Origin of the sequence: Leifsonia sp. NPDC102414 (assembly GCF_044765685.1) — a bacterium.
Classification (GTDB): Bacteria; Actinomycetota; Actinomycetes; order Actinomycetales; family Microbacteriaceae; genus Leifsonia.
Window position 1 is genome coordinate 1 of record NZ_JBIWKN010000012.1, and the last position, 22365, is coordinate 22365.

Annotated in this window: 12 protein-coding genes; 11 read left to right on the top strand and 1 reads right to left on the bottom strand. The window is 68.5% G+C overall.

Features of this window, described 5'->3' with window-relative positions; genetic code table 11:
- Positions 1-113: 113 nt before the first annotated feature.
- Complete coding sequence (locus ACIRCZ_RS20430) at positions 114-9068, bottom strand: amino acid adenylation domain-containing protein (RefSeq protein ID WP_402856797.1); 8955 nt, start codon at positions 9066-9068, stop codon at positions 114-116.
- 440 nt (positions 9069-9508) lie between these two features.
- Between ACIRCZ_RS20430 and ACIRCZ_RS20435 the strand changes: the two genes are divergently transcribed.
- From ACIRCZ_RS20435 to ACIRCZ_RS20485, 11 genes are all read left to right on the top strand, one after another.
- The gene (locus ACIRCZ_RS20435; RefSeq protein ID WP_351432703.1) at positions 9509-9721 is read left to right on the top strand and encodes an MbtH family protein; all 213 of its coding nucleotides are present in this window, start codon (positions 9509-9511) and stop codon (positions 9719-9721) included.
- A 60-nt stretch (positions 9722-9781) separates the two neighbouring features.
- On the top strand, positions 9782-10864 hold the full coding sequence (hppD, locus tag ACIRCZ_RS20440; RefSeq protein ID WP_393783058.1) for a 4-hydroxyphenylpyruvate dioxygenase: 1083 nt from the start codon (positions 9782-9784) through the stop codon (positions 10862-10864).
- The gene (locus ACIRCZ_RS20445; protein ID WP_081220145.1) at positions 10864-11991 is read left to right on the top strand and encodes an alpha-hydroxy acid oxidase; all 1128 of its coding nucleotides are present in this window, start codon (positions 10864-10866) and stop codon (positions 11989-11991) included. The genes hppD and ACIRCZ_RS20445 overlap by 1 nt, the downstream gene beginning before the upstream one ends.
- Positions 11992-12039: 48 nt before the next feature.
- Positions 12040-13527, top strand: a complete 1488-nt coding sequence (locus tag ACIRCZ_RS20450; protein ID WP_081220146.1) for a tryptophan 7-halogenase — start codon at positions 12040-12042, stop codon at positions 13525-13527.
- Between the two features lie 118 nt (positions 13528-13645).
- On the top strand, positions 13646-14827 hold the full coding sequence (locus ACIRCZ_RS20455) for a prephenate dehydrogenase (RefSeq protein WP_402856802.1): 1182 nt from the start codon (positions 13646-13648) through the stop codon (positions 14825-14827).
- A 43-nt stretch (positions 14828-14870) separates the two neighbouring features.
- Positions 14871-15728 carry an acetaldehyde dehydrogenase (acetylating) gene (locus tag ACIRCZ_RS20460; RefSeq protein WP_393199689.1) on the top strand — a complete coding sequence of 286 codons (858 nt, stop codon included), beginning with the start codon at positions 14871-14873 and terminating at the stop codon, positions 15726-15728.
- Positions 15725-16762: a 4-hydroxy-2-oxovalerate aldolase gene (gene dmpG, locus ACIRCZ_RS20465; RefSeq protein ID WP_081220149.1), complete on the top strand. Its 1038-nt coding sequence runs from the start codon at positions 15725-15727 to the stop codon at positions 16760-16762. The genes ACIRCZ_RS20460 and dmpG overlap by 4 nt, the downstream gene beginning before the upstream one ends.
- Positions 16763-16790: 28 nt before the next feature.
- Positions 16791-17777, top strand: coding sequence for a class I SAM-dependent methyltransferase (locus ACIRCZ_RS20470; RefSeq protein ID WP_402856806.1), 987 nt, complete (start codon positions 16791-16793; stop codon positions 17775-17777).
- A gap of 83 nt (positions 17778-17860) precedes the next feature.
- The gene (locus ACIRCZ_RS20475; protein WP_402856809.1) at positions 17861-18652 is read left to right on the top strand and encodes a 2-keto-4-pentenoate hydratase; all 792 of its coding nucleotides are present in this window, start codon (positions 17861-17863) and stop codon (positions 18650-18652) included.
- 123 nt (positions 18653-18775) lie between these two features.
- On the top strand, positions 18776-21358 hold the full coding sequence (locus ACIRCZ_RS20480; protein ID WP_402856812.1) for an amino acid adenylation domain-containing protein: 2583 nt from the start codon (positions 18776-18778) through the stop codon (positions 21356-21358).
- Positions 21359-21384: 26 nt separating this feature from the next.
- The gene (locus ACIRCZ_RS20485; RefSeq protein ID WP_402856814.1) at positions 21385-22221 is read left to right on the top strand and encodes a siderophore-interacting protein; all 837 of its coding nucleotides are present in this window, start codon (positions 21385-21387) and stop codon (positions 22219-22221) included.
- The last annotated feature ends 144 nt before the right edge of the window (positions 22222-22365 follow it).

The window sequence follows — 22365 nt, forward strand, 5'->3', positions numbered from 1 at the left end:
CCGTCTTGTCCTTCGTGTTTTTACTGGTGACGTTCAACGAATCTCCCGGGAACGGATGGTGAGGACAGCAACGGTGGGACGGAGACAACACCCCGAAACGGGGCGGGAAGAACTCAGGCCTTGCCCTGCTTTCCCGCGTTACCGGCCAACTTCGCAGCCAATATCTGTCCTATGTCGGACAGCGGGCGGGGCTGGGTCATAGCCCCGTGCACGCAGTCGATGGCGTGTACTTCGACGCGTCCGTTCGTATGCGGGGACCAGACATCGGGAGCGGGTTCACTGCCCGCCTTGTCGGCGGCCGCGGCAAAGAACAGGATGTCGCCCATGAACTTGCCGACATTGATGCGCTCGCTCAAGTTGGCGATATCCACGAAGACTTCGACCAATGACGAGAACCCATCCGTGCCGAGACCGGCGAGGGGACTGTCGGGTGACGTCGGGTCATGTCCGATGGACTCGGCAATGGCACCCAGTACCTCGGGGCTGTCGTACGACAACCGCCCGCTCTCCCAGCCGTCGGTGGGCAGGTAACTGTCCATCATCGCGAGCAGCGCGACGTCCTCGCCTTCCTCCTGCAGGCGCACCGCGATCGCGTGAGCCACGATGCCGCCGAAGGACCAGCCGAGGAGGGAGTACGGACCGGAGGGCTGAACCGAACGGATCTCGTTCAGGTAGTCCTCGACCATCTCCTCCACACCGGGTGCCGCTGCGTCCGGATCGCTGAACTTACGGGCCTGCAGGCCGTAAAGAGGCTGCTGACGATCCAGATGCCGCAAGAGGCCGGAGTACGCCCAACTGAGCCCGATCGCCGGATGGACACAGAACAACGGGTCGAGATCCCCCTCGGTGCGCAGGGGAAGCAGGACCCCGAACGAGTCCCCGGAGGAGCACCCCGGTGCCCGGTCCAACTGCCCCACGAGCGTGGCGATGGTGGGGGTCTCGAAGAGGGCGGTCACCGGGAGTTCGACGTTCAGGATGGTGCGGATGCGGCTGACCAGCCGAGGCGCCAGGAGCGAGTGTCCCCCGAGTGCGAAGAAGTTGTCGTCGATGCCGACGGTGGGCACGCCCAGGACCTCGGCGAACAGGCCGCACAGGATCTCTTCCCGTGGGGTGCGCGGACCGCGTCCGGTGCCGGCCGTCGTCGGCAGGTCGGGAGCGGGCAGGACCCGCCGATCGACCTTGCCGTTGGTGGTCAGCGGGAGCCGGTCGAGCACCACGAACGCGGAGGGAACCATGTATTCCGGCAGTTGATCCGCCATCTGCGCGCGCAGGGTCTCGACGTCCACCTGCCCGCCGCGGCCCGGATCGGCGACCACATAGCCGACGAGACGCTTGTCTCCCGGCTGGTCCTCGCGCGCTATGACCGCGACCTGCGCCAGCCCCGGAGCACGGCTCAACACGGCTTCGATTTCGGCGAGTTCGATGCGGTAGCCGCGGATCTTGACTTGGTCGTCGGCTCGGCCGGCGAATTCGAGGAGGCCTTGGGGGGACCAGCGGGCGAGGTCGCCGGTTCGGTACATGCGGGTTCCGGCGGGGCCGTAGGGGTCGGCGACGAACCTTTCGGCGGTGAGGTCCGGTCGTGCGAAGTAGCCTCGGGCCAGTCCGGTGCCGGCGAGGTGGAGTTCTCCGGTCACGCCTGTTGGGACGGGCTGGAGGTTGGTGTCGAGGATGTAGGCTCGCTTGCCGTCCAGGGGGCGTCCGACGGGTATAGGTGCGGGCACCGTGTCGGTGGTGGTCCAGGGGGCCTGGGTGGCGAAGAGGGTGGTTTCGGTGGGGCCGTAGGCGCAGCGGACGATGGTGTCGGGGCAGTGCTGGAGTACTCGGCGTACGGCGGTGGGGGAGATCAGGTCGCCGCCGGTGATGACCTCGCGTACTCCTGTGAGGCAGCGGGGGTTTTCTTCGGCCATGAGGCGGAAGAGTCCGGCGGTGATGTCGAGGCCGGTGATCCGTTCCTCGGTGATGATCCGGGCGAGTTCGGCGACGCCGAGTTCGCCTTCGGGGGTGATGACGGTGCGTCCGCCGTGCAGGAGGGGGACCCAGAAGGCGTAGGTGGAGGGGTCGAAGGCGTACGAGGCCAGGAGCAGGACTCGTTCGTGTGCACCCGCGCCGAACATGCCGTCGACGGTGAGGTCGAGGATGGCGCGGTGGGTGACCGCCACGCCCTTGGGACGCCCGGTCGAACCGGAGGTGTACATCACATAGGCGAGCTGCTCGGGCCGGCTTGCGATACCTGGGTCACCGACGGGCAGGCCGGCGAGTTCCGCGTCGTCGTCCACTGTCACAGTCACGGGGGCGACGGGCAGCCCGCGGTCGCGCATCGCTTGATCGGTGAGCAGTACGGGCGTGGAGGTCTCGTCGACGATCCACTGCATCCGCTCCAGCGGATACCCGCTGTGCAACGGCAGATAGAAGGCTCCGGCCTTGAGCACGGCGAGGAGCGCGACCACGAGATCGACGGAGCGTTCCATCAGCACGGCGACCGGCGCTTCCCGCTGCACACCCAACCCGGCCAGACGATGAGCGAGTTGGTTGGCCTGCTCGTCCAACGCCCGGTAGGAGAGCTCGCGTCCGGCGCACCGCACGGCCACCGCGTCCGGCGTGCGCCGTGCCTGGGCCGCGAAGGCCGCCGGTACCGAAGCAGCCCCGAGCCCCTCACCAGCCTCCGCGCCGGCCGACAACTCCATCAGCCGTACGCGCTCCGTCTCGGACAGAAGATCGGCTTCACCGATCCGGCGGTCGGGAGCGGTGCTGAGCTGTGTCAGCACCCGCACCAGCTGTGCCACCGTCCGTTCTGCGGTCTCCTGCTCGAAGACGTCGGTGTTGTACTCCAGCATCCCGTCGAGCCCGGCCGGACGGTTGTCGGCCTCGTAGTGCTCGTTGACGATGAAGCCAAGATCGAACTTGGCCGTACGGGTGCTGAAGACGTCCTCGGCCTTCGTCGCGAGACCGGGCAGCGACAACTCCTGGCCACCGGTGTTCTGCAGGACCACCATGACCTGGAAGAGCGGATGCCAGGACAGTGAGCGCGTCGGATTGACGGCCTCGACCACGCGCTCGAACGGCACGTCCTGGTGCATGTAGGCGGTCAGCGCCGTCCTGCGGACCTGCTCCAGAAGTTCCCGGAACGTCGGGTTGCCCGAGGTGTCGGTCCTCAACACGAGCGTGTTGAGGAAGAGGCCGACCAGATTGTCGAGCGCCTCGTCGGTGCGGCCCGCGCTCGGGGTGCCGATCGGTATGTCCGACCCCGCGCCCAGGCGGCTCAGCAGCGTGGCGACGGCGGCCTGGAGCACCATGAACACCGTGGTGTTGGTGGCCCGGGCCAGGTCGACGAGCCTGCCGTGCAGCTCGGGGCCCATGTGGAGGGGAACCATGTCGCCGCGGTGGCCTGCCACCTTGGGCCGGGGGCGGTCGAAGGGCAGCTCAAGTCGGTCCGGGATGCCTTCCAACGCCTCCTGCCAGTAGGCGAGTTGCTTGCGAACCACGGAGTGGGGGTCCTCCTCCGCGCCGAGGAGATCGCGCTGCCACAGGGTGTAGTCCGCGTACTGCACCGGAAGTACGGGCCACGTCGGGGCCCGTCCCTGGAGCCGGGCGCCGAACGCGGTCTCCAGATCGCGTCCGAGCGGCCCCATCGAAGCGCCGTCACTGGCGATGTGGTGCATGAGCAGCAGCAGCACCCGCTGCCTCGGGCCGACGGTGAACAGTGTGGCGCGAAGCGGCGGTTCGGCGGACAGGTCGAAGACGTACTGCCCGGCCGACCGCAGTGTCGCGGCGATGTCCTCCTCGTCGCAGCGGACGTGATGCAGTGTCAGGTCGACGGCGTCCGCCGCCAGTACTGTCTGGGCCGGGATCCCGCCGATCTCCCGGAAGACCGTGCGCAGGCTCTCGTGCCGTACCACCACGTCGTTCAGCGCCTGTTCGAGGACATCCGCGTCCAGGTCTCCGGTGATCCGGAACGCCACCGGGACGTTGTAGGTGGCACTCGGGCCTTCCAGCTTGTTCAGGAACCACAGCCGGTTCTGCGCCGGCGACAGCGGAACCAGTTCCGGACGCTCCACCACGGTCAGCGCCGGCCGGGCCGAACCGGCCTCCGCCTCCGCGACCCGACCCGTCAGCTCCGCGACCGTGGGCGCCTCGAACAGGGTCCGCACCGCCAGCTCGACACCCAGCACCGACCTGATCCGGCTGACCACCCGGGTCGCCAGCAGCGAGTGGCCGCCCAGCTCGAAGAAGCTGTCGTCGACACCCACCGCCGGGACGTCCAGGATCTCGGCGAACAGTCCGCACAGAATCTCCTCCAGTGGAGTCCGCGCAGCACGACCGCTCACCCCCGCCTCGTACACGGGCGCCGGCAGAGCCCGCCGGTCCAGCTTGCCGTTCGTCGTCAACGGCAGACGGTCCAGCACCACGAACGCCGACGGGACCATGAACTCCGGCAGCGATCCGCCCGCGTGAGCACGCAGGGCGTCCGCGCCCGCCCCACCGCTCCCGGCCTCGGCCACCACATAGCCCACCAGGCGCTTGTCACCCGGCTGGTCCTCCCGCACCACGACCGCGACCTGTGACACCGCCGGGTGACGACCCAGCACCGCCTCGATCTCGCCCAGCTCGATGCGGAAGCCGCGGATCTTCACCTGGTCGTCCGCCCGGCCGACGAACTCGAGCTGGCCGTCACCACGCCACCGCACCAGGTCACCGGTGCGGTACATACGACTGCCGGCCGATCCGAACGGATCGGCGACGAACCGCTCCGCCGTCAGGCCCGGGCGACGCAGGTACCCCCGGGCCACGCCCGTGCCCGCGATGTACAGCTCACCCGGCACACCTCGTGGAGCCAGCCGCAGCCGCTCGTCCAGGACGTACGCCCGGGCGCCCCTCACCGGGGCTCCGATCGGGGTCGAGGCGGACGCATCGGTACCGGACAGCGGCTCGCTGGCCGTCGCCGAGATCGTCGACTCGGTCGGCCCGTAGAGGTTCAGCATCCGCCGTCCGTCCGCCCAGCGCGCGGTCAGGGCGGGGGGACACGCCTCGCCTCCGACGCTCAGCACCCGCAGGGCGGGGAAGGGCCGCGCCGGCAGGGTGGCGAGCACACTCGGCGGCATGTCGGCGCAGGAGATCCGGCGCTGCTCCAGATAGTCGCCGAGAGCGTCTCCGACCAGGGGGCCGGGGGAGGGGACGACGAGGGTCGCGCCGAAGCAGAACGCCCGGATGAAGTCCTCGAACGCCATGTCGAAGCTGATCGAGGCCAGCTGCAGGACCCGGTCGTCCGGCCGGACCTGGTACTTCTCCGCCACGGTGGCGGCCAGCGCGCAGATACCGCGGTGGGTGACGGCCACGCCCTTGGGACGGCCGGTCGAGCCCGACGTGTAGACGGTGTACGCCAGTCCGTCGGTCCGGAGCCGGGCGGTCCGCTCGGCGTCCGTGGGATCGGCGCCGTCGAGTCCGGCGAGGGTCGCGGGGTCGTCGAGGACCACGGCGGCCGGGCCACCCCGGGGGAGCCGTCCGGCCATCTCCCGGCTGGTGAGCACGCGGACCGGGGCGGCGTCCTCGAGCATGAACGCGATGCGGTCCGCCGGGTACTCCGGATCGACGGGCAGGAAAGCGGCGCCGGCCTTCAGGATGCCCAGCAGTGCCGCCACCATCTCCACCGACCGGGGTACCGCCAGCGCCACCAGTTGCTCGGGGCCGACCCCGTGCGCGATCAGCAGGCGGGCCACCTGGTTGGCCCGCGTGTTCAACTCGGCATAGGTGAGCACGGTGCCTTCGTGCTCCAGCGCCGGCGCGTCGGGGCGGAGCGCCGCCTGCTCCTGGAACAGGTCGCTGAAGAAACGGTGTTCAGGTGCCGGCCCCCCTGCTCCCTCGGTGAGCAGTTCGCTCCGCTCGGCCGGGGAGAGCAGCTCGGCGGCGCTGATCGGAAGGTCGGGTCGCTCGGCGACGGCCGCCAGCAGCAGCCGGAGACCCTCGATGAACCGCTTCGCGGTACCCGCGTCGGACAGATCGGTCCGGTACTCCAGGAAGCCGTCGAGTCCCGCGGGTTCCCCCGCGCCGTCCGCGACCTCGTAGAAATTGAAGGTCAGATCGAAGCTGGTCACGTCTTTGGTGAGGTCTTCGGCGACGGCCGACAGACCGGGCAGCTCGAACACGGGGGCCGCGGTGCTGTGCATCACCAGCATGACCTGGAACAGGGGATTGCGGGCCAGCGAACGCTCCGGGTTGAGGATCTCCACCAGGCGTTCGAACGGGACGTCCTGGTGGGAGTAGGCGGCGAGGTCGGTCGCGCGGGTTCGGGCGAGGAGTTCTCGGAAGGTCGGGTTTCCGGAGGTGTCGTTGCGCAGGACCAGGGTGTTGACGAAGAAGCCGACGAGGTCGTCGAGTGCTTCGTCGGTGCGGCCCGCGACCGGGGTTCCGAGGGGGATGTCGGAGCCCGCGCCGAGCCGGCTGAGCAGGGTGGCGAGGGCGGCCTGGAGGACCATGAACAGCGTGGTGTTGCTCTCCCGGGCCAGACCGAGCAGGGCACGGTGCAGGTCGGCGTCGATCCGGATGGGGACCGTGTCGCCGCGATAGTCGGCCACCTTCGGACGAGGACGGTCGAAGGGCAGCTCCAACTGGTCGGGAATGCCGTCCAGGGCGGCCTTCCAGAAAGCCAGTTGCTCGCTCATGAGGGAACCGGGGTCGTCCTCCGAACCGAGGAGCTCGCGCTGCCACAACGTGAAGTCCGCGTACTGCACGGGCAAGGGCGACCAGGTCGGGGCCGTACCCGCGCACCGTGCGGCGTAAGCAAGGCTGATGTCACGGGCCAGCGGGGCCAGCGACGAGCCGTCGTTCGCGATGTGATGCTGGATCAGGAGCAGGACGTGGTGCTCCGGACCGGTGGTGAACAGACGGGCCCGCAGCGGCAGATCGACGGTGACGTCGAAGGCGGTGTTGCCGGCGGCTCGAAGTGCCTCGTCAAGGTTCGCGGCCTCGACTTCCACCACCGGCAGCTCGGGGCGGACCTGGTCGGGCTCCAGAATGAGCTGCTGAGGCTCCCCGTCGACCTCCGGGAACACCGTCCGCAGCGTCTCGTGCCGGCCGATCACGTCGACTATCGCCGCCTCCAGAGCCGCTCGATCGAGATCACCTGAAAGCCGTACGGCGAGCGGCAGGACGTAAGTGGCGCTCGTCCTCTCCAGGTTGTTGAGGAACCAGAGACGGTTCTGCGCGGCGGACAGCGGGATCCTCGCGGGACGCTCCATCGCGGTCAGCGCGGGCCTGGCCGCGTCCGCCTCCGTGAGCCGGTCGGCGAGGGCGGCGACGGTGGGGGCCTCGAAGAGGGTCGGTACCGCAAGTTCGACGCCCAGGGTCGACCGGATGCGGCTGGCCAGGCGGGTGGCGAGGAGGGAGTGTCCGCCGAGTGCGAGGAAGTCGTCGTCGATGCCGATGGTGGGTACGCCCAGGACTTCGGCGAACAGGCCGCACAGGATCTCCTCGCGCGGGGTGCGTGGGCCGCGTCCGGTGCCGGTCTTCGTCGGTGCGTCTGGTTCGGGTAGGGCCCGCCGGTCGAGTTTGCCGTTGGTGGTCAGCGGGAGCTGGTCGAGGATGACGAACGCTGAGGGGACCATGTACTCGGGCAGCAGACCCGCCGCATGGGTGCGCAGGGCTTCGGCGTCCAAAGGGGTGCCGGTGTTCTCGGCGACGACGTAGGCCACGAGGCGTTTGTCGCCCGACCGGTCCTCACGGGCCACGACCGCGACCTGCGCGAGCCCGGTGAAGCGGCTCAACGCCGCCTCGATCTCGCCGAGTTCGATGCGGAAGCCGCGGATCTTCACCTGGTCGTCGGCGCGGCCGACGAACTCCAGCAGGCCGTCGCCCGACCAGCGGGCCAGGTCGCCGGTGCGGTACATGCGGGCTCCGGCGGGGCCGTAGGGGTCGGCCACGAACCGCTCAGCGGTCAGGTCCGGGCGCCCGAAGTAGCCGCGGGCCAACCCCGCACCCGCCAGATACAGCTCCCCGGTGCCCCCTGCCGGAACCGCCTGCAGAGCGCCGTCCAGGACACGGGCCCGCATGCCGTCCAGGGGGCGTCCGACGGGTATCGGAGCCGGCACCTCGTCAGCCACGTCCCACGGTGCCTGAGTCGCGAACAGCGTCGTCTCGGTGGGCCCGTACGTCGACCGCACGACCGTGTCGGGGCAGTGTTCCAGCACCCGCTGGACGGCGTTCGGGGAGATCACATCACCGCCGGTGATCACTTCCCGCACCCCGGCGAAGCAGCCGGGATCCTCCTCCGCCATCACCCGGAACAGGCCCGCCGTCACCTGAAGCCCGGTGATCGATTCCTCGGCGATGAGGCGGGCGAGCGTCGCGACACTGAGATCATCGCCGGGCGTCACCACCGTCCGGCCGCCGTGCAGCAGCGGCACCCACAGCTCGTAGGTCGAAGGGTCGAAGGCGTACGGCGCCACCATCAGGACCCGCTCGTGGGCACCCGTGCCGAACATGCCGTCCACGACGAGGTCGAGGACGTCGCGGTGGGTGACCGCCACGCCCTTGGGACGCCCGGTCGAACCGGAGGTGTACATCACGTAGGCGAGCTGCTCGGGCCGGCTCTCGACGCCCAGGTCACCGACCGGCATACCGGCCAGCTCCTCGTCCTCGTCCACCACGACCACGCTGCTCGCACCCGGTACACCGCGGTCCCGCGTGGCGCGGTCGGTCAGCAGGACCGGCGCGGAGGTCTCGTCGACGATCCACTGCATCCGCTCCAGCGGATACCCACTGTGCAACGGCAGATAGAAGGCACCCGCCTTGAGCACCGCGAGGAGCGCGACCACGAGATCCACGGAACGCTCCATCAGCACCGCGACCGGCGTCTCGGACCCCACGCCCAACCCGGCCATTCGGTGCGCGAGTTGGTTGCCCCGCTCGTCCAACTCCCGGTACGACAGCTCCCGTCCGGCACACCGCACCGCCACCGCGTCCGGCGACCGCAGCGCCTGAGCCGCGAAAGCCGCCGGCACCGAGTCGCCGACCGGCGCCACGTGCGACTCGAACGACGCACCCTCGACAGAATCGACAGCATCTGCGGTGTGCATTGCCAATCACCCTCTTTCGGTGTTGAGACCGCGCGAAGTTCAGGGGGACCAGCGACGCGGATGATCTTTGCGGAATGGGCGGCCCGGATGACGCGTGATCGTCACGGAATGCAAGGCCTCGGACGACACGGGATCGTCGCGGAATGATGATTCCGGCATCTCCGCAGTCACATTAAGGGAGCGGCCACGGGCGGTCACTCCGCGATCCGGTGGGGAAGCCCGGATCTCGAGCGGTCCTGGATCGCACTTCCAGTACGGCCGGCGTCCTCGAATTCGAATCCAGGTCCGCTTGAGGATCACTCTGGTCCCGTGCGGCCGCATCAAGTCGAGGGATATCGTGCCGACACCGGCGCATCGAGAGTTGCCCCGCAGAGATCAAAGTAATGCCGCCCCGGCGAATTGAAAACCGTGCACCCGTGAGGAGCAGAAGGAGCGAGGCCATGACCAACCCTTTCGAAAACCCCGAGGCCGAGTACCTCGTGCTGGTCAACGAAGAGAAGCAGTATTCGCTCTGGCCGAAGTTCGCCGAGGTGCCGGCCGGTTGGACCGCGGTGCATGCGGATGACCGCGCATCGTGCATCGACTACATCGACTCGAACTGGAAGGAAATGCGACCGCACAGCCTCGTACGGCACATGAACTCGGTGGCGTGAACCCTCCCCGCTCTCGCCGACCCGGGTTCCCGCCCACAGTCAATCGGGATAGTGAAGCAAATGGCGAATTCTAACGTGTCCATTTTTGATGAACTCTCCATTGACCATGTCGAGTTCTACGTGCACGACATGGCCGTGGCCGCAGCGCAGTTCACAGACAGCTATGGGTTCGAGATCTACGGAGCTTCCGAAACGGCGGATTCGGACGAGGCCATCCGTTCGGTGGCGCTCGGCAAGAATCAGATCCGGCTGGTGCTGACGACGGCGCGGGGCGCCGACCACCCCGCGGCCGCGTACGTCGAGCAGCACGGTGACGGGGTGGCCAATATCGCGCTCACCACCTCCGATGCCGCCGGGGCCTTCACCGAGGCGGTGCGCCGGGGCGCGGCGGCGGTGGCGGAACCGGCCGAGCGGGACGGACTCGTCACGGCCTCGATCAGGGGCTTCGGAGATGTGATCCACACCTTCGTGCAGCGTCCCGCGCTCACCGACGCACGGACCCTTCCGGGCTTCTCGGCGGTTCCGGAGAAGAGTGCCCGGTTCGACAGTGGCCTGGGCGAGATCGACCACTTCGCGGTCTGCCTCGAACCAGGGCAGCTCGCGTCCACCGTCGAGTTCTACGAGAAGGTCCTGGACTTCCGGATGATCTTCGAAGAGCGCATCGTCGTGGGCAGTCAGGCGATGGACTCCAAGGTGGTCCAGAGTCGATCCGGCTCTGTCACGCTCACGCTGATCGAACCCGACACCTCGCTGGAGCCGGGGCAGATAGACAAGTTCCTGAAGAACCACGGCGGGGCCGGCGTCCAGCACATCGCCTTCACGGCGGACAACATCGTGGAGTCGGTGGGCCTGCTCAAGTCGCTGGGTGTGTCGTTCCTGAGCACTCCGGACGCCTACTACCGGCTGCTCTCCGTGGATCTGGCCAAGCACTCCGTTTCCCGGCTGCGGGAACTGGACGTACTGGTCGACGAGGACCACGACGGTCAGTTGTTCCAGATCTTCACCGCCTCGGTCCACCCGCTCGGCACCTTCTTCCTGGAGGTCATCGAGCGTCTGGGGGCTCGCACCTTCGGGAGCGGGAACATCAAGGCGCTCTACGAAGCCGTCGAGCGGCAGCGGGTCGAAGAGGGGGCTGAGAAGTAATGGCCCTGCCGTCCGGGGGAGTGGTCGACACAGCGGGAACGCAGCCCGTGTGCGTGAAGGATCTGCGACAGTCGGCCGCCGCGCGGCTGGCGCCCGAGGTATGGGACTTCATCGCCGGCGGCAGCGGCACGGAATCAACCCTGGACGCCAACCGTGCGGCCCTGGACAGCGTGTCCCTCGTGCCCCGAGTGCTGGCAGGCGTCAAGACGACCGACACCGGCGCGCAGCTCCTGGACACGCCGGCAGCGCTGCCCCTCGCCGTCGCGCCGATGGCGTACCAGCGTCTGCTGCATCCGCAGGGCGATCTCGCCGCCGCGGAGGGCGCGTCGGCGGCGCAGGTGCCCTTCGTGGTCAGCACGATCAGCAGCCACGCGCTGGAGGAGATCGCCGAGGTCGGGGCGACCCTGTGGTTCCAGCTGTACTGGCTGCACGACCGTGGCCGCGTGGTCGAGCTGATCCGTCGCGCCGAACGCGTCGGCTGCCAGGCGCTGATGGTGACCGTGGACGTCCCGATCATGGGCCGTCGGCTGCGCGACCTGCGCAACGAGTTCGCGCTCCCGTCCTGGATCCGCAGTGCCAACCTCGAACCCGACGGCCCCTCCGCGGCGCACTCCCGCCGGCCCGGCGCGTCGGCCGTGGCCGCGCACACGAAGCTCGCCTTCGACTCCACGTTCGGCTGGTCCGACCTGGAGTGGCTCCGGGAGCAGACCCGACTCCCCCTGGTGATCAAGGGCGTCCTTGATCCCAGGGACGCGGAACAGGCTGTCCGACTTGGCGCCGACGCCCTGGTGGTCTCCAATCACGGCGGCCGGCAGCTGGACGGTGCACTGCCCAGCATCACCGCGCTGCCATGGGTGGTCGAAGCGGTGGCCGGGCAGTGCCAGGTCCTCATGGACAGCGGTGTCCGCAGCGGCACCGACATCCTGCGAGCACTGGCGCTGGGTGCTGACGGGGTCCTGATCGGGCGTCCCGTGCTGTGGGGGCTGAGCACAGCCGGGGCGCCGGGCGTCGCTCAGGTGCTCTCGCTCCTGCGGACGGAACTCGAGGAGGCCCTCCTCCTGGCCGGCTGTGCCGACCTGGCCGCCGCACGCACCCTGCGGTCGTTCGTCTCCGGTGCGCGGGCCTGACACGGACATCTTTCATTCCCCTGAACACACTCTTGAGGAGAAGGCGTCATGCAAGTCGAAGACCACGAGTTCGATGTCGTTGTCGTCGGTGGTGGGCCGGGTGGCTCCACCGTGTCCACCCTGGTGGCCATGCAGGGTCACCGTGTTCTTCTCCTGGAGAAGGAAGAATTCCCCCGGTACCAGATCGGGGAGTCCCTGCTGCCCTCGACGGTGCACGGAATCTGCCGGCTCCTCGGTGTCTCGGAGGAACTGGAGAAGGCCGCTTTCATGCCCAAGCGCGGCGGCACCTTCCGGTGGGGAAGCAGCCCCGAGCCGTGGACCTTCTCCTTCTCCGTCTCCGCGACCTTCTCGGGCCCGACCTCCCTGGCCTACCAGGTCGAACGGATGAAGTTCGACCAGATCCTCCTGGACAACGCGCGCGCCAAGGGAGTCGAGGTCCGCGAGAAGAGCTCCGTGGTGGACGTCATCGAGGAGGACGGCCGCGTCTGCGGGGTCGTCTACAGCGACGCCGACGGAATCCGCCACGAGATACGCAGCCGCTTCGTCGTGGACGCCTCCGGCAACAAGAGCCGCATCCAGAGCCGCATCGGCGGCAAGCGGCACTACTCGGACTTCTTCCAGAACATCGCGCTCTTCGGCTACTTCGAGGGCGGGAAGCGGCTTCCCGCCCCCAACTCCGGCAACATACTCTGCGCCGCCTTCAACTCCGGCTGGTTCTGGTACATCCCGCTCACCGACGAGCTCACCAGCGTCGGCGCGGTCCTGCGGCGCGACGCTCTGGAGCGGGTCCAGGGCGACCGGGAGAAGGCCCTGATGGGCCTGATCGACGAATGTCCGCTCATCGCCGAGTATCTCTCCGAAGCACGTCGGGTGGAGAGCGGACCCTACGGCGAGATCCGCGTCCGCAAGGACTACTCGTACTGCCAGGACACCTTCTGGCGCCCCGGCATGGTCCTCGTCGGCGACGCGGCGTGCTTCATCGACCCCGTCTTCTCCTCCGGCGTCCACCTCGCCACCTACAGCGGACTTCTGGCCGCCCGCTCCATCAACTCGTCTCTGAGCGGCGACTTCGAAGAGACGAAGTGCTTCGAGGAGTACGAACTCCGGTACCGCAACGAGTACTCGCTCTTCCACGACTTCCTGGTGGCGTTCTACGACATGCACCAGGACGAGGACTCGTACTTCTGGACCGCCAAGAAGGTCATGAACAGCTCGGCACCCGGACTCGAGTCCTTCGTCGAACTGGTCGGCGGCGGAGCCTCGCACGAAAGCGGACTGGTCAACGCCACCTCCTACACCGAACAGCGCGAATCCACCTTCCGGGAGTTCTCCGAGCTGGCCGACCGGCCCGCGGGCGAGAGCGGAACGGACCGCGACCTGTTCGACTCGACGCTCGTCCAGTCGGTCCTCGAAGAGGGCGCCAAGATCCAGGTCCATGCCGCGCTGGGAGACGTCGACGACGACGAAGGCCCGTTGCGGGACGGCGGCCTCGTGCCCTCCGCCGACGGCATGCGCTGGGCGGAATTCGGCTACTGACCCGACCCCGACCCCGCCCTCGCGCCCCGATGCGGGCGGGCCGGCCACGTCGGCCGGGTGAACCCTTCGGTGGCCTACGGCCACCCACAGGCTGAAGGAGGTAACGATGATACGAACGATGGCTGTGGTCGGCACGGGCTTGATCGGCACCTCAATCGGCCTGGCCCTCAGTCGACATGGCACGACAGTGCATCTGCTCGACAAGGACGAGGTGGCCGCTCGCACCGCCGCCGCGCTCGGCGCGGGAGTGGTGGCCGCCTGGGACGACCCGGTCGACCTGGCGGTGATCGCAGTCCCCCCGGGCGCGGTCGGCGACGTACTCGCCGAGATGCAGGCACGCGGGCTGGCCCGGAGCTACACCGACGTGGCCAGTGTGAAGGCGCAGCTGGCACGGGACATCCGGAAGTCCGCGCACACCCCGTCCAGTTACGTGGGCGGACACCCCCTGGCCGGCCGCGAGCACTGCGGCCCGCTCGCCGCTCGCGCGGATCTGTTCGAGAACCGTGCCTGGGTCCTGACCCCCTCGGAGTCGACGTCACAGGACGCGGTGAACCGAGCGCTCGAAATGATCGCGTTGTGCGGCGCAGTCCCAGTGATCATGGAGAGTCGCGCGCACGACAACGCGGTGGCGTTGACGTCGCACGCCCCTCACCTCGTCGCCAGCCTCATGGCCGCGCGACTTCAGCACAGCCCCCGGGAGGCGGTCCGGCTCGCGGGGCAAGGACTGCGCGACGTGACCCGGACAGCCGTCAGGGACACCGGACTGTGGAGCGACATCCTCCAGGCCAACGCACCGGCCGTCGCCGCGGTGCTCCGCGAACTCAGCGACGACCTGACCACCCTCCTGGCCACGCTCGACGACATGTCCACCGCACCGCGGGACCTGGGAAGCCGGGAACTGGAGCCGATGGTGGACCTGCTGAACAGGGGCGCCGCCGGACTGGCGGCGGTCCAGGACCGGCAGCCCGCCGACGGGGAGACACACGTGGAGGTTCCCGTCGCGGAAGGCCCGGGACAACTGGTGCGCCTGCTCGACGCGCTCAAGACCCTCCACGTGGAGGCGGAGGACGTGGTGCCGCGGTACTCCGCGGAGGAAGGAACCTTCTCCATCACTTTCGCCGTGCCGGCGCAGCGTGCCGGCCGGATCGTCGTGGAACTGGGCCGAGCGGGCTGGAGCGCCGAACCGGTCGACCCGGTCCCCGCCACGCGGCAGCAGGAAATAGCGCAGGCCCCCCGTACGCATCTCGTCGGCCGAACCCGGTCCGACGCCCACAGCATCGAGACTGCGGATAGAGGTTAGGTGAATGCACCCACAAGAAGATTCCCTTGCTGATCCTCTTCGCGTGGCCATCATAGGCACGGGAAACATCGGCTGTGACCTGCTGCTCAAGGTCATGGCATCGCCCCGACTCCGGTGCGACTCGTTCGCCGGCCGACGTATCAGCTCTCCGGGCATGGAACTCGCGGATTCTCGCGGGATCCCGACGACCGCCGGCGGGATCGACGCCGTCGCCGACATCGCGGACCGCATCGATCTCGTCTTCGACGCGACCTCGGCAAAGGACGCGGTGCACAACTGGAACATCCTCGAAGGACTGGGCATTCCGGTCGTCGACCTCACCCCGTCGCACCTCGGCAAGTTCTGCGTACCGGCCCTGAACCTCGAGGAGTGCCTCACCGAGCAGAACGTGAGCATGGTGACCTGCGGAGGACAAGCCGCCGTTCCCATCGCCCGCTGCTTCAGCGACGCCTCCGACGGCGGCCTGGGATACCTGGAAATCGCCACAGCCAGTTCATCCGCGAGCGTCGGCCCCGCGACGAGGGCCAACATTGATGAATACGCCTTCACCACTCAGCATGCCACTCATGAATTCTGCCGGGTGGACACCGCCAAGACCATTCTCGTCATCAACCCGGCAGAGCCGGGAATGGTCATGCGGAACACCATCGCGGTCCCCGCTTCCGAGAACGTCGACATGGAAGCCCTGCGCGTCTCCGTCGACACCATGGAGAAGCGCATCAATTCCTACGTCCCGGGCTATCGCGTCGTCGTCCCGCCCGTCGCCACCGGCGATCGCATCATGGTGACCATCGAAGTGGAAGGACTCGGCGACTGGTTGCCGCGCTACGCCGGGAACCTGGACGTCATCACCTGCGCGGCCGTGGCCGTCGCCGAGGGGCGAGCGGAGGCACGCCGATGAACACCCCTGCCGAGCGGCAGCTCACGATCTGCGACACGACCCTGCGGGACGGAAATCACGCCGTGGCGCACCAACTGGGCCACGCGGACATCGTCGCCTACGCCGAGGCCGCCGAACGCGCGGGCGCGGACCTCCTCGAGGTCGGGCACGGCAACGGCCTCGGCGCCTCGTCCATCCAGGTCGGACGCGCCGCACTGACCGACAAGGAGATGCTCACAGCCGCCCGCGCCCAGCTGAAGCAGACCCGGCTCGGCGTCCTGTCCATCCCCGGATTCGCGACGGTCGAACGCGACCTGAAGCCCGCACTGGACTGCGGCGTCGACGAGGTCAGGGTCGGCGCACACTGCACGGAAGCGGACGTGACCCGCCAACAGATCACCATGCTCCGCGACATGGACGTCACGGTCAAAGGCATGCTGCTCATGAGCCACATGGCATCGACCAGGACGCTCATCGAGCAGGCACGACTCATCCAGGAGTACGGCGCACACGCGGTCATCCTGATGGACTCGGCAGGCGCCTACACACCGGCGGCCGTCGAGGAAAAGGTCGGAGCGCTCGTCGAGGAACTCGACATCGAGATCGGCTTCCACGGCCACAACAACCTCGGCCTCTCCGTCATGAACAGCATGGCCGCCGTCAAGGCCGGCGCGACCATCGTGGACGTGACGGCCCGCGGTTTCGGCGCCGGAGCCGGCAACGCCCCGCTGGAACTCGTCGCGGCGAACCTGCACCTGGAACAGATCGAGACCAGGCTCCAGCTGTACGCGGCACTCGACGCGGCCGATCTCGCGGAATCCACATTCGTCAAGCGCATTCCGACGAACGACAGCGTCACCATCGCGAGCGGTATCGCCGGCGTCTTCTCCGGATTCGCCGCACCCACACGCCGCGCCGCCGAGCGCTTCGACGTGGACCCGCGGGAAATCCTGATGGAGCTGGGCCGCAGGGGAGTCGTCGCCGGCCAGGAGGACGCCATCATCGAAGTGGCCATGGGCCTCGCCCAGAAGAATTCCCTGTACGACGTCATGTGACGACCGCTCAGAAAAGCGAGGAGCAAAGGTGAAACTGGATTCCGCACGCGAAGTGGGAGCGGATTACGCGGCGGTCGCCGCACTGCTCCAGATCGGCGCCGAGATCGGCGTCGACCAGGTACTGGACTCGGGCCGCACATTCGGCACAGCCGAAGTGGCCGAAGCTACAGGCCTTCCCCAGGACCGCCTCAAGGAGTACGTGCACGCACTGGCGTCCGCCGGGCTGGTCACCGCCGAGGACGGAAACGACCTGTACCGCGCGTCCGACGACTACCCGGACTGGAGGCACGAGGTCGGATACCTGTCCTGGGCGCTGACCGCCAACAGCCCGTTCCTGCAGAACGCCCGAGCCTTCCTCTCCGACAGCGGCTCCGCCGCTGACGACCACCAGCGTGACGGACGCCGGGTGGCGGTCAGTTCACGCTGGATCGGAGACCGCGCCTTCTACCCCGCCGTGGTCGAACGGGTCGTGGCCGCGAACGCCCGACACGTCGTCGACCTCGGCGCGGGCGCCGCCGGACTGCTCATCGGTCTCCTCGACCAGGACGACCGGCGCACCGGCGTCGCCGTCGACCTGAGCCCGGCCGCGTGCGCCGCCGCGCGAGAAGCCGCGGGACGAGCCGGCGTCGACGACCGACTGCAGGTCATCGAGCGCTCGGTCGAGTCCCTGATCACCGACCCCAGTCCGCTCGAAGGGGCCGATGTCATCCAGGCCTGCTTCGTGATGCACGACGTCCTGCAGAACGAATCCGTCTTCGACGACGTGCTGCGCACCTGCCGCAAGGCACTCGCACCCGGTGGTGTCCTGGCCGTCGTCGACGCGGTCTCGTACGGACAGGAAACCCGCGAACGCAAGTTCAGCGCCCTCTTCACCTACCTGCACGCGAACTTCATGGGCATCAAGCTGCCCACCGCGGACCAATGGGTGGAGAAGTTCCGCAGCGCCGGCTTCTCGGACGTCGAGTGCGTCTCGAACATCATGCCGGGCGGCCGGCTGTTCGTGGCGACCAAGTAACTTCCCGAGGCCCGAATGGAGGCGTGCCGAGACGGCGACAGCCGCGCGGATCACCTGCGCGGACGTCGATTCGGCCACGAGTCATGCTGCAGGATCCACTCGCCGTTCACGAGCACATAGCCCTCGAACTCTGGAACGCCAAGAACGAGCGCGGGGCGATACCGCCCATCTCCGCCCGGTATCCCGAGTTCACCGCGCTGGACGCCTACGCCGTGCAGCGCGCCCTCCGCACCCTTGAACACAAGAACGGGGCGGTGCACGCCGGATACAAGATCGGCGCCACCAGCATCGCCATCCAGGAGATGTTCGGCGTCGACCAACCGGACTTCGGGTTCCTGACCGAAGGCATGCTTCTCGCCGACGGCGCCCGCCTCGATCCGGGACGGTTCATCTCACCCAAGGTCGAGGGGGAGATCGCGTTCCGGATCGGCGCCGACCTCTCCGATCCCCGTACGACGGCCGCGGACGTACTGAACGTCACCACCGAGGTCTTCCCGGCCCTGGAGGTGCTCGACAGCCGTATCGAGAACTGGGACATCGCCTGGGTGGACACCGTCGCGGACAACGCCTCGTCGGCCATGGCCGTCCTGGGCGCCGCCGTTCCCTTCGACGGGCGGGACCTCGCCACCGAGACCATGGTGTTCACGGCGGGGGATTCCGTTCAGACGGCCGACGGTTCGGCCGTGATGGGGCACCCGGCGGAGTCCGTGGCCTGCCTCGTCCGCATATTGGCCTCCTTCGGCGAGGGGATCGCCGCGGGCGACCTGGTCCTCGCCGGATCGCTGGCCGCGGCGGTCGACCTCGAAGCCGGCGCCACCGTCAGCGCGTCCTTCGCGTCCTTGGGATCCGTGTCCCTTTCCACCATCGGCCAGTGAGCTCTCAGACAGCTCTCCATGCGACACACGCTCGACCCCACAACCGAAAGAGGGTGATTGGCAATGCGTGCTGCAGATACTGTTGATTTTGTCGAGGATCGGTCATCTGAGTCGAATATGGCGATGATCGATGCATCGGTGCCGGCGGCTTTCGCGACTCAGGCGCTGCGGTCCCCGGACGCGGTGGCGGTGCGGTGTGCCGGACGGGAGCTGTCGTACCGGGAGTTGGACGAGCGGGCCAACCAACTCGCGCACCGACTGGCCGGGTTGGGCGTGGGATCCGAGACGCCGGTCGCGGTGCTGATGGAACGCTCGGTCGACCTCGTGGTCGCGCTCCTCGCGGTGCTCAAGGCAGGTGCCTTCTATCTGCCGTTGCACAGTGGGTATCCGCTGGAGCGGATGCAGTGGATCGTCGACGAGACCTCCGCACCGGTCCTGCTGACCGACCGCGCCATGCGGGACCGAGGTGTACCGGGTGCGAGCAGCATGGTCGTGGTGGACGAGGACGAGGAGCTGGCCGGTATGCCGGTCGGTGACCTGGGCGTCGAGAGCCGGCCCGAGCAGCTCGCCTACGTGATGTACACCTCCGGTTCGACCGGGCGTCCCAAGGGCGTGGCGGTCACCCACCGCGACGTCCTCGACCTCGTCGTGGACGGCATGTTCGGCACGGGTGCCCACGAACGAGTGCTGATGGTGGCGCCGTACGCCTTCGACCCTTCGACCTACGAGCTGTGGGTGCCGCTGCTGCACGGCGGCCGGACGGTGGTGACGCCTGGCGATGATCTCAGTGTCGCGACGCTCGCCCGCCTCATCGCGCAGGAGGAGATCACCGGGCTTCAGGTGACGGCCGGTCTGTTCCGGGTGATGGCGGAGGAGGATCCCGGCTGCTTCGCCGGGGTGCGGGAAGTGATCACCGGCGGTGATGTGATCTCCCCGACCGCGGTGGAGCGGGTACTGGAACACTGCCCCGACACCGTCGTGCGCTGCGCCTACGGGCCCACCGAGACGACGCTGTTCGCGACGCAGGCACCGTGGGACGTGGCTGACGAGGTGCCGGCGCCGATACCCGTCGGGCGCCCCCTGGACGGCATGCGCGCCTATGTCCTCGACGAGACCCTGGCGCCGGCCCCGGTGGCCGTGACCGGGGAGCTGTATCTGGCGGGTGCGGGGTTGGCCCGCGGTTACTTCGGGCGTCCGGACCTGACGGCGGAGCGGTTCGTGGCCGACCCCTACGGCCCGGCCGGAACCCGTATGTACCGCACCGGCGACCTGGCCCGTTGGTCGGGCGACGGCCTGCTGGAGTTCGTCGGCCGCGCCGACGACCAGGTGAAGATCCGCGGGTTCCGCATCGAACTCGGCGAGATCGAGGCGGCGTTGAGCCGCTTCACCGGGCTCGCGCAGGTCGCGGTCGTGGCCCGTGAGGACCGGTCGGGCGACAAACGCCTCGTGGCCTACGTCGTCGCCGAGAGCACCGGCACCCCTTTGAACGCCGAGACCGCCGGCACCCCTTTGGACGCCGAAGCCCTGCGCGCCCATGCGGCGGGTCTGCTGCCCGAGTACATGGTCCCCTCAGCGTTCGTCATCCTCGACCAGCTCCCGCTGACCACCAACGGCAAACTCGACCGGCGGGCCCTGCCCGAACCCGACGCACCGACGAAGACCGGCACCGGACGCGGCCCACGCACCCCGCGCGAGGAGATCCTGTGCGGCCTGTTCGCCGAAGTCCTGGGCGTACCCACCGTCGGCATCGACGACAGTTTCTTCGAGTTGGGCGGCCACTCCCTCCTCGCCACCCGCCTGGCCAGCCGCATCCGGTCCATCCTGGGCGTGAAGCTCTCGATCCACAAGCTGCTCAAAACCCCCACCGTGGCCGCCCTGTCGACCCTGGGCCAGGCCGACGACGAGGAGCAGGACAGCGCACTGGAGCCCGTGCTGAACCTGCGATCGGTCGGCAGCCGCCCGCCGCTGTTCTGCGTGCACCCCGGCGGCGGCATGGCCTGGTGCTACGCAGGACTGCTGCGCTACGTCCCGAGGGAACACCCGGTGTACGGGCTCCAGGCCCGCGGTCTGGCCACGGACGAGCCGTACCCCGCCGACCTCGACGAGATGGTCGAGGACTACCTCGGCCGGATCCGGGAGATCCAGCCGTCCGGCCCGTACGCCCTCCTCGGCTGGTCCTTCGGCGGCAAGGTCGCCCACAACCTCGCGGCCCGCCTCCAGCAGGAAGGCGAGCAGGTGTCCCTGCTGGCCGTGCTCGACGCCGGCACCGCAGGACACGCCAGCTCGGACAGCACGCGCAGCCAACGAGACCTCCTGGAGCTCGCGTTCGACGGAATCGGGGCCTTCCACGCCGAACCGGGCAACGACCCGATCGAGATGCCACGCATCCTGGAGATCCTCCGGGCCCATGGCGGAACTCTGGCCAGCCTCGAGGAGCGAACCGTCGCCGCGCTCATCGACATCACGGAGAACAACCTCAGGATCAGCCGCGCGACCGCCCCCGAGCAGTTCGACGGCGACATGCTCTTCTTCGAGGCGGCCGGGCCGGACGGCGCGTCCACCGGACTCGCGAAGGTCTGGGACCCGTACGTGAGCGGCCACATCGAACAGCACGTGACCCCTTTCCAGCACATGCAGCTGATGAGTTCCGATGCGCTCGCGGACCTTGCTCCGGTTCTGGCTCGCGCGCTGAAGAAGCAGTCCTGATCAATGAAGCAGGCAAGGAGCCTTTGATGTCCGACAACCCGACGCCCAACAGGTCGAGGCTGCACCGAGGGCGGGTGCTGCGCGTCGAGTGGGTGACCCCGCACATGGCCAGGGTCGTGCTGGGCGGTGAGGGCCTGAAGGAGTTCACCGCCGGCCGGTACACCGATCACTACGTCAAGTTGATCTTCCCGCTGGAGGAGGTGCGGTACCCCGAGCCCTTCGACATTTCGGCCATTCGCCGGGACTTCCCCCAGGACCAGTGGCCCAAGACCCGTACGTACACGGTCCGCCGGTGGGACCCGGACGCCGTCGAGCTGTCCGTGGACTTCGTCTACCACGGCGAGAGCGGCCTGGCCGGCCCCTGGGCCGCGAAGGTCAAGCCCGGGGAGGAGATCTACTTCATCGGTCCCGGCGGCGGCTACGCGCCCAGTGCGGAGGCCGACTGGCATCTGTTCGTCGGAGACGAGAGCGTCCTGCCCGCGATCGGCGCCTCCCTGGAGGCGCTGCCGTCAGGAGCGGTCGCCAAGGCGTTCATCGAGGTCTCCGGACCGGAGGAGGAGCAGGAGATCCGGACGTCGGCCGACGCCGACATCGTCTGGCTGCACCGCGGGGAGCGCCAGATCGGCGACGCGCTCCAAGAGGCCGTCTCCGCCCTGGACTTCCCGGTCGGCACGGTGGACGCCTTCGTCCACGGCGAGGCGCACTTCGTGAAGGCCGTCCGCCGCCACCTGCGGGTGGAACGCGGCCTGACACGCGATCAGTTGTCCATTTCCGGCTACTGGCGACGCGGGGCCGACGAAGAGGGCTGGCAGTCCTCGAAGTCCGAGTGGAACCGTGACGTGGAGGACGCGCCCACCGCGTAGCTCTCACGCGTCGGCGGTGTCGACGGTCCGACCCCCTCTTCCCTCCGTCCGGGGTGTTGTCTCCGTCCCACCGTTGCTGTCCTCACCATCCGTTCCCGGGAGATTCGTTGAACGTCACCAGTAAAAACACGAAGGACAAGACGG

Coding starts and splice junctions, on each gene's coding strand:
- ACIRCZ_RS20455 (WP_402856802.1), top strand. CDS start 13,646: ATGGCTGTGGTCGGCACGGGCTTGATCGGCACCTCAATCGGCCTGGCC.
- ACIRCZ_RS20430 (WP_402856797.1), bottom strand. CDS start 9,068: ATGCACACCGCAGATGCTGTCGATTCTGTCGAGGGTGCGTCGTTCGAG.
- ACIRCZ_RS20480 (WP_402856812.1), top strand. CDS start 18,776: ATGATCGATGCATCGGTGCCGGCGGCTTTCGCGACTCAGGCGCTGCGG.
- ACIRCZ_RS20445 (WP_081220145.1), top strand. CDS start 10,864: ATGGCCCTGCCGTCCGGGGGAGTGGTCGACACAGCGGGAACGCAGCCC.
- ACIRCZ_RS20435 (WP_351432703.1), top strand. CDS start 9,509: ATGACCAACCCTTTCGAAAACCCCGAGGCCGAGTACCTCGTGCTGGTC.
- ACIRCZ_RS20485 (WP_402856814.1), top strand. CDS start 21,385: ATGTCCGACAACCCGACGCCCAACAGGTCGAGGCTGCACCGAGGGCGG.
- dmpG (WP_081220149.1), top strand. CDS start 15,725: ATGAACACCCCTGCCGAGCGGCAGCTCACGATCTGCGACACGACCCTG.
- ACIRCZ_RS20450 (WP_081220146.1), top strand. CDS start 12,040: ATGCAAGTCGAAGACCACGAGTTCGATGTCGTTGTCGTCGGTGGTGGG.
- ACIRCZ_RS20475 (WP_402856809.1), top strand. CDS start 17,861: ATGCTGCAGGATCCACTCGCCGTTCACGAGCACATAGCCCTCGAACTC.
- hppD (WP_393783058.1), top strand. CDS start 9,782: ATGGCGAATTCTAACGTGTCCATTTTTGATGAACTCTCCATTGACCAT.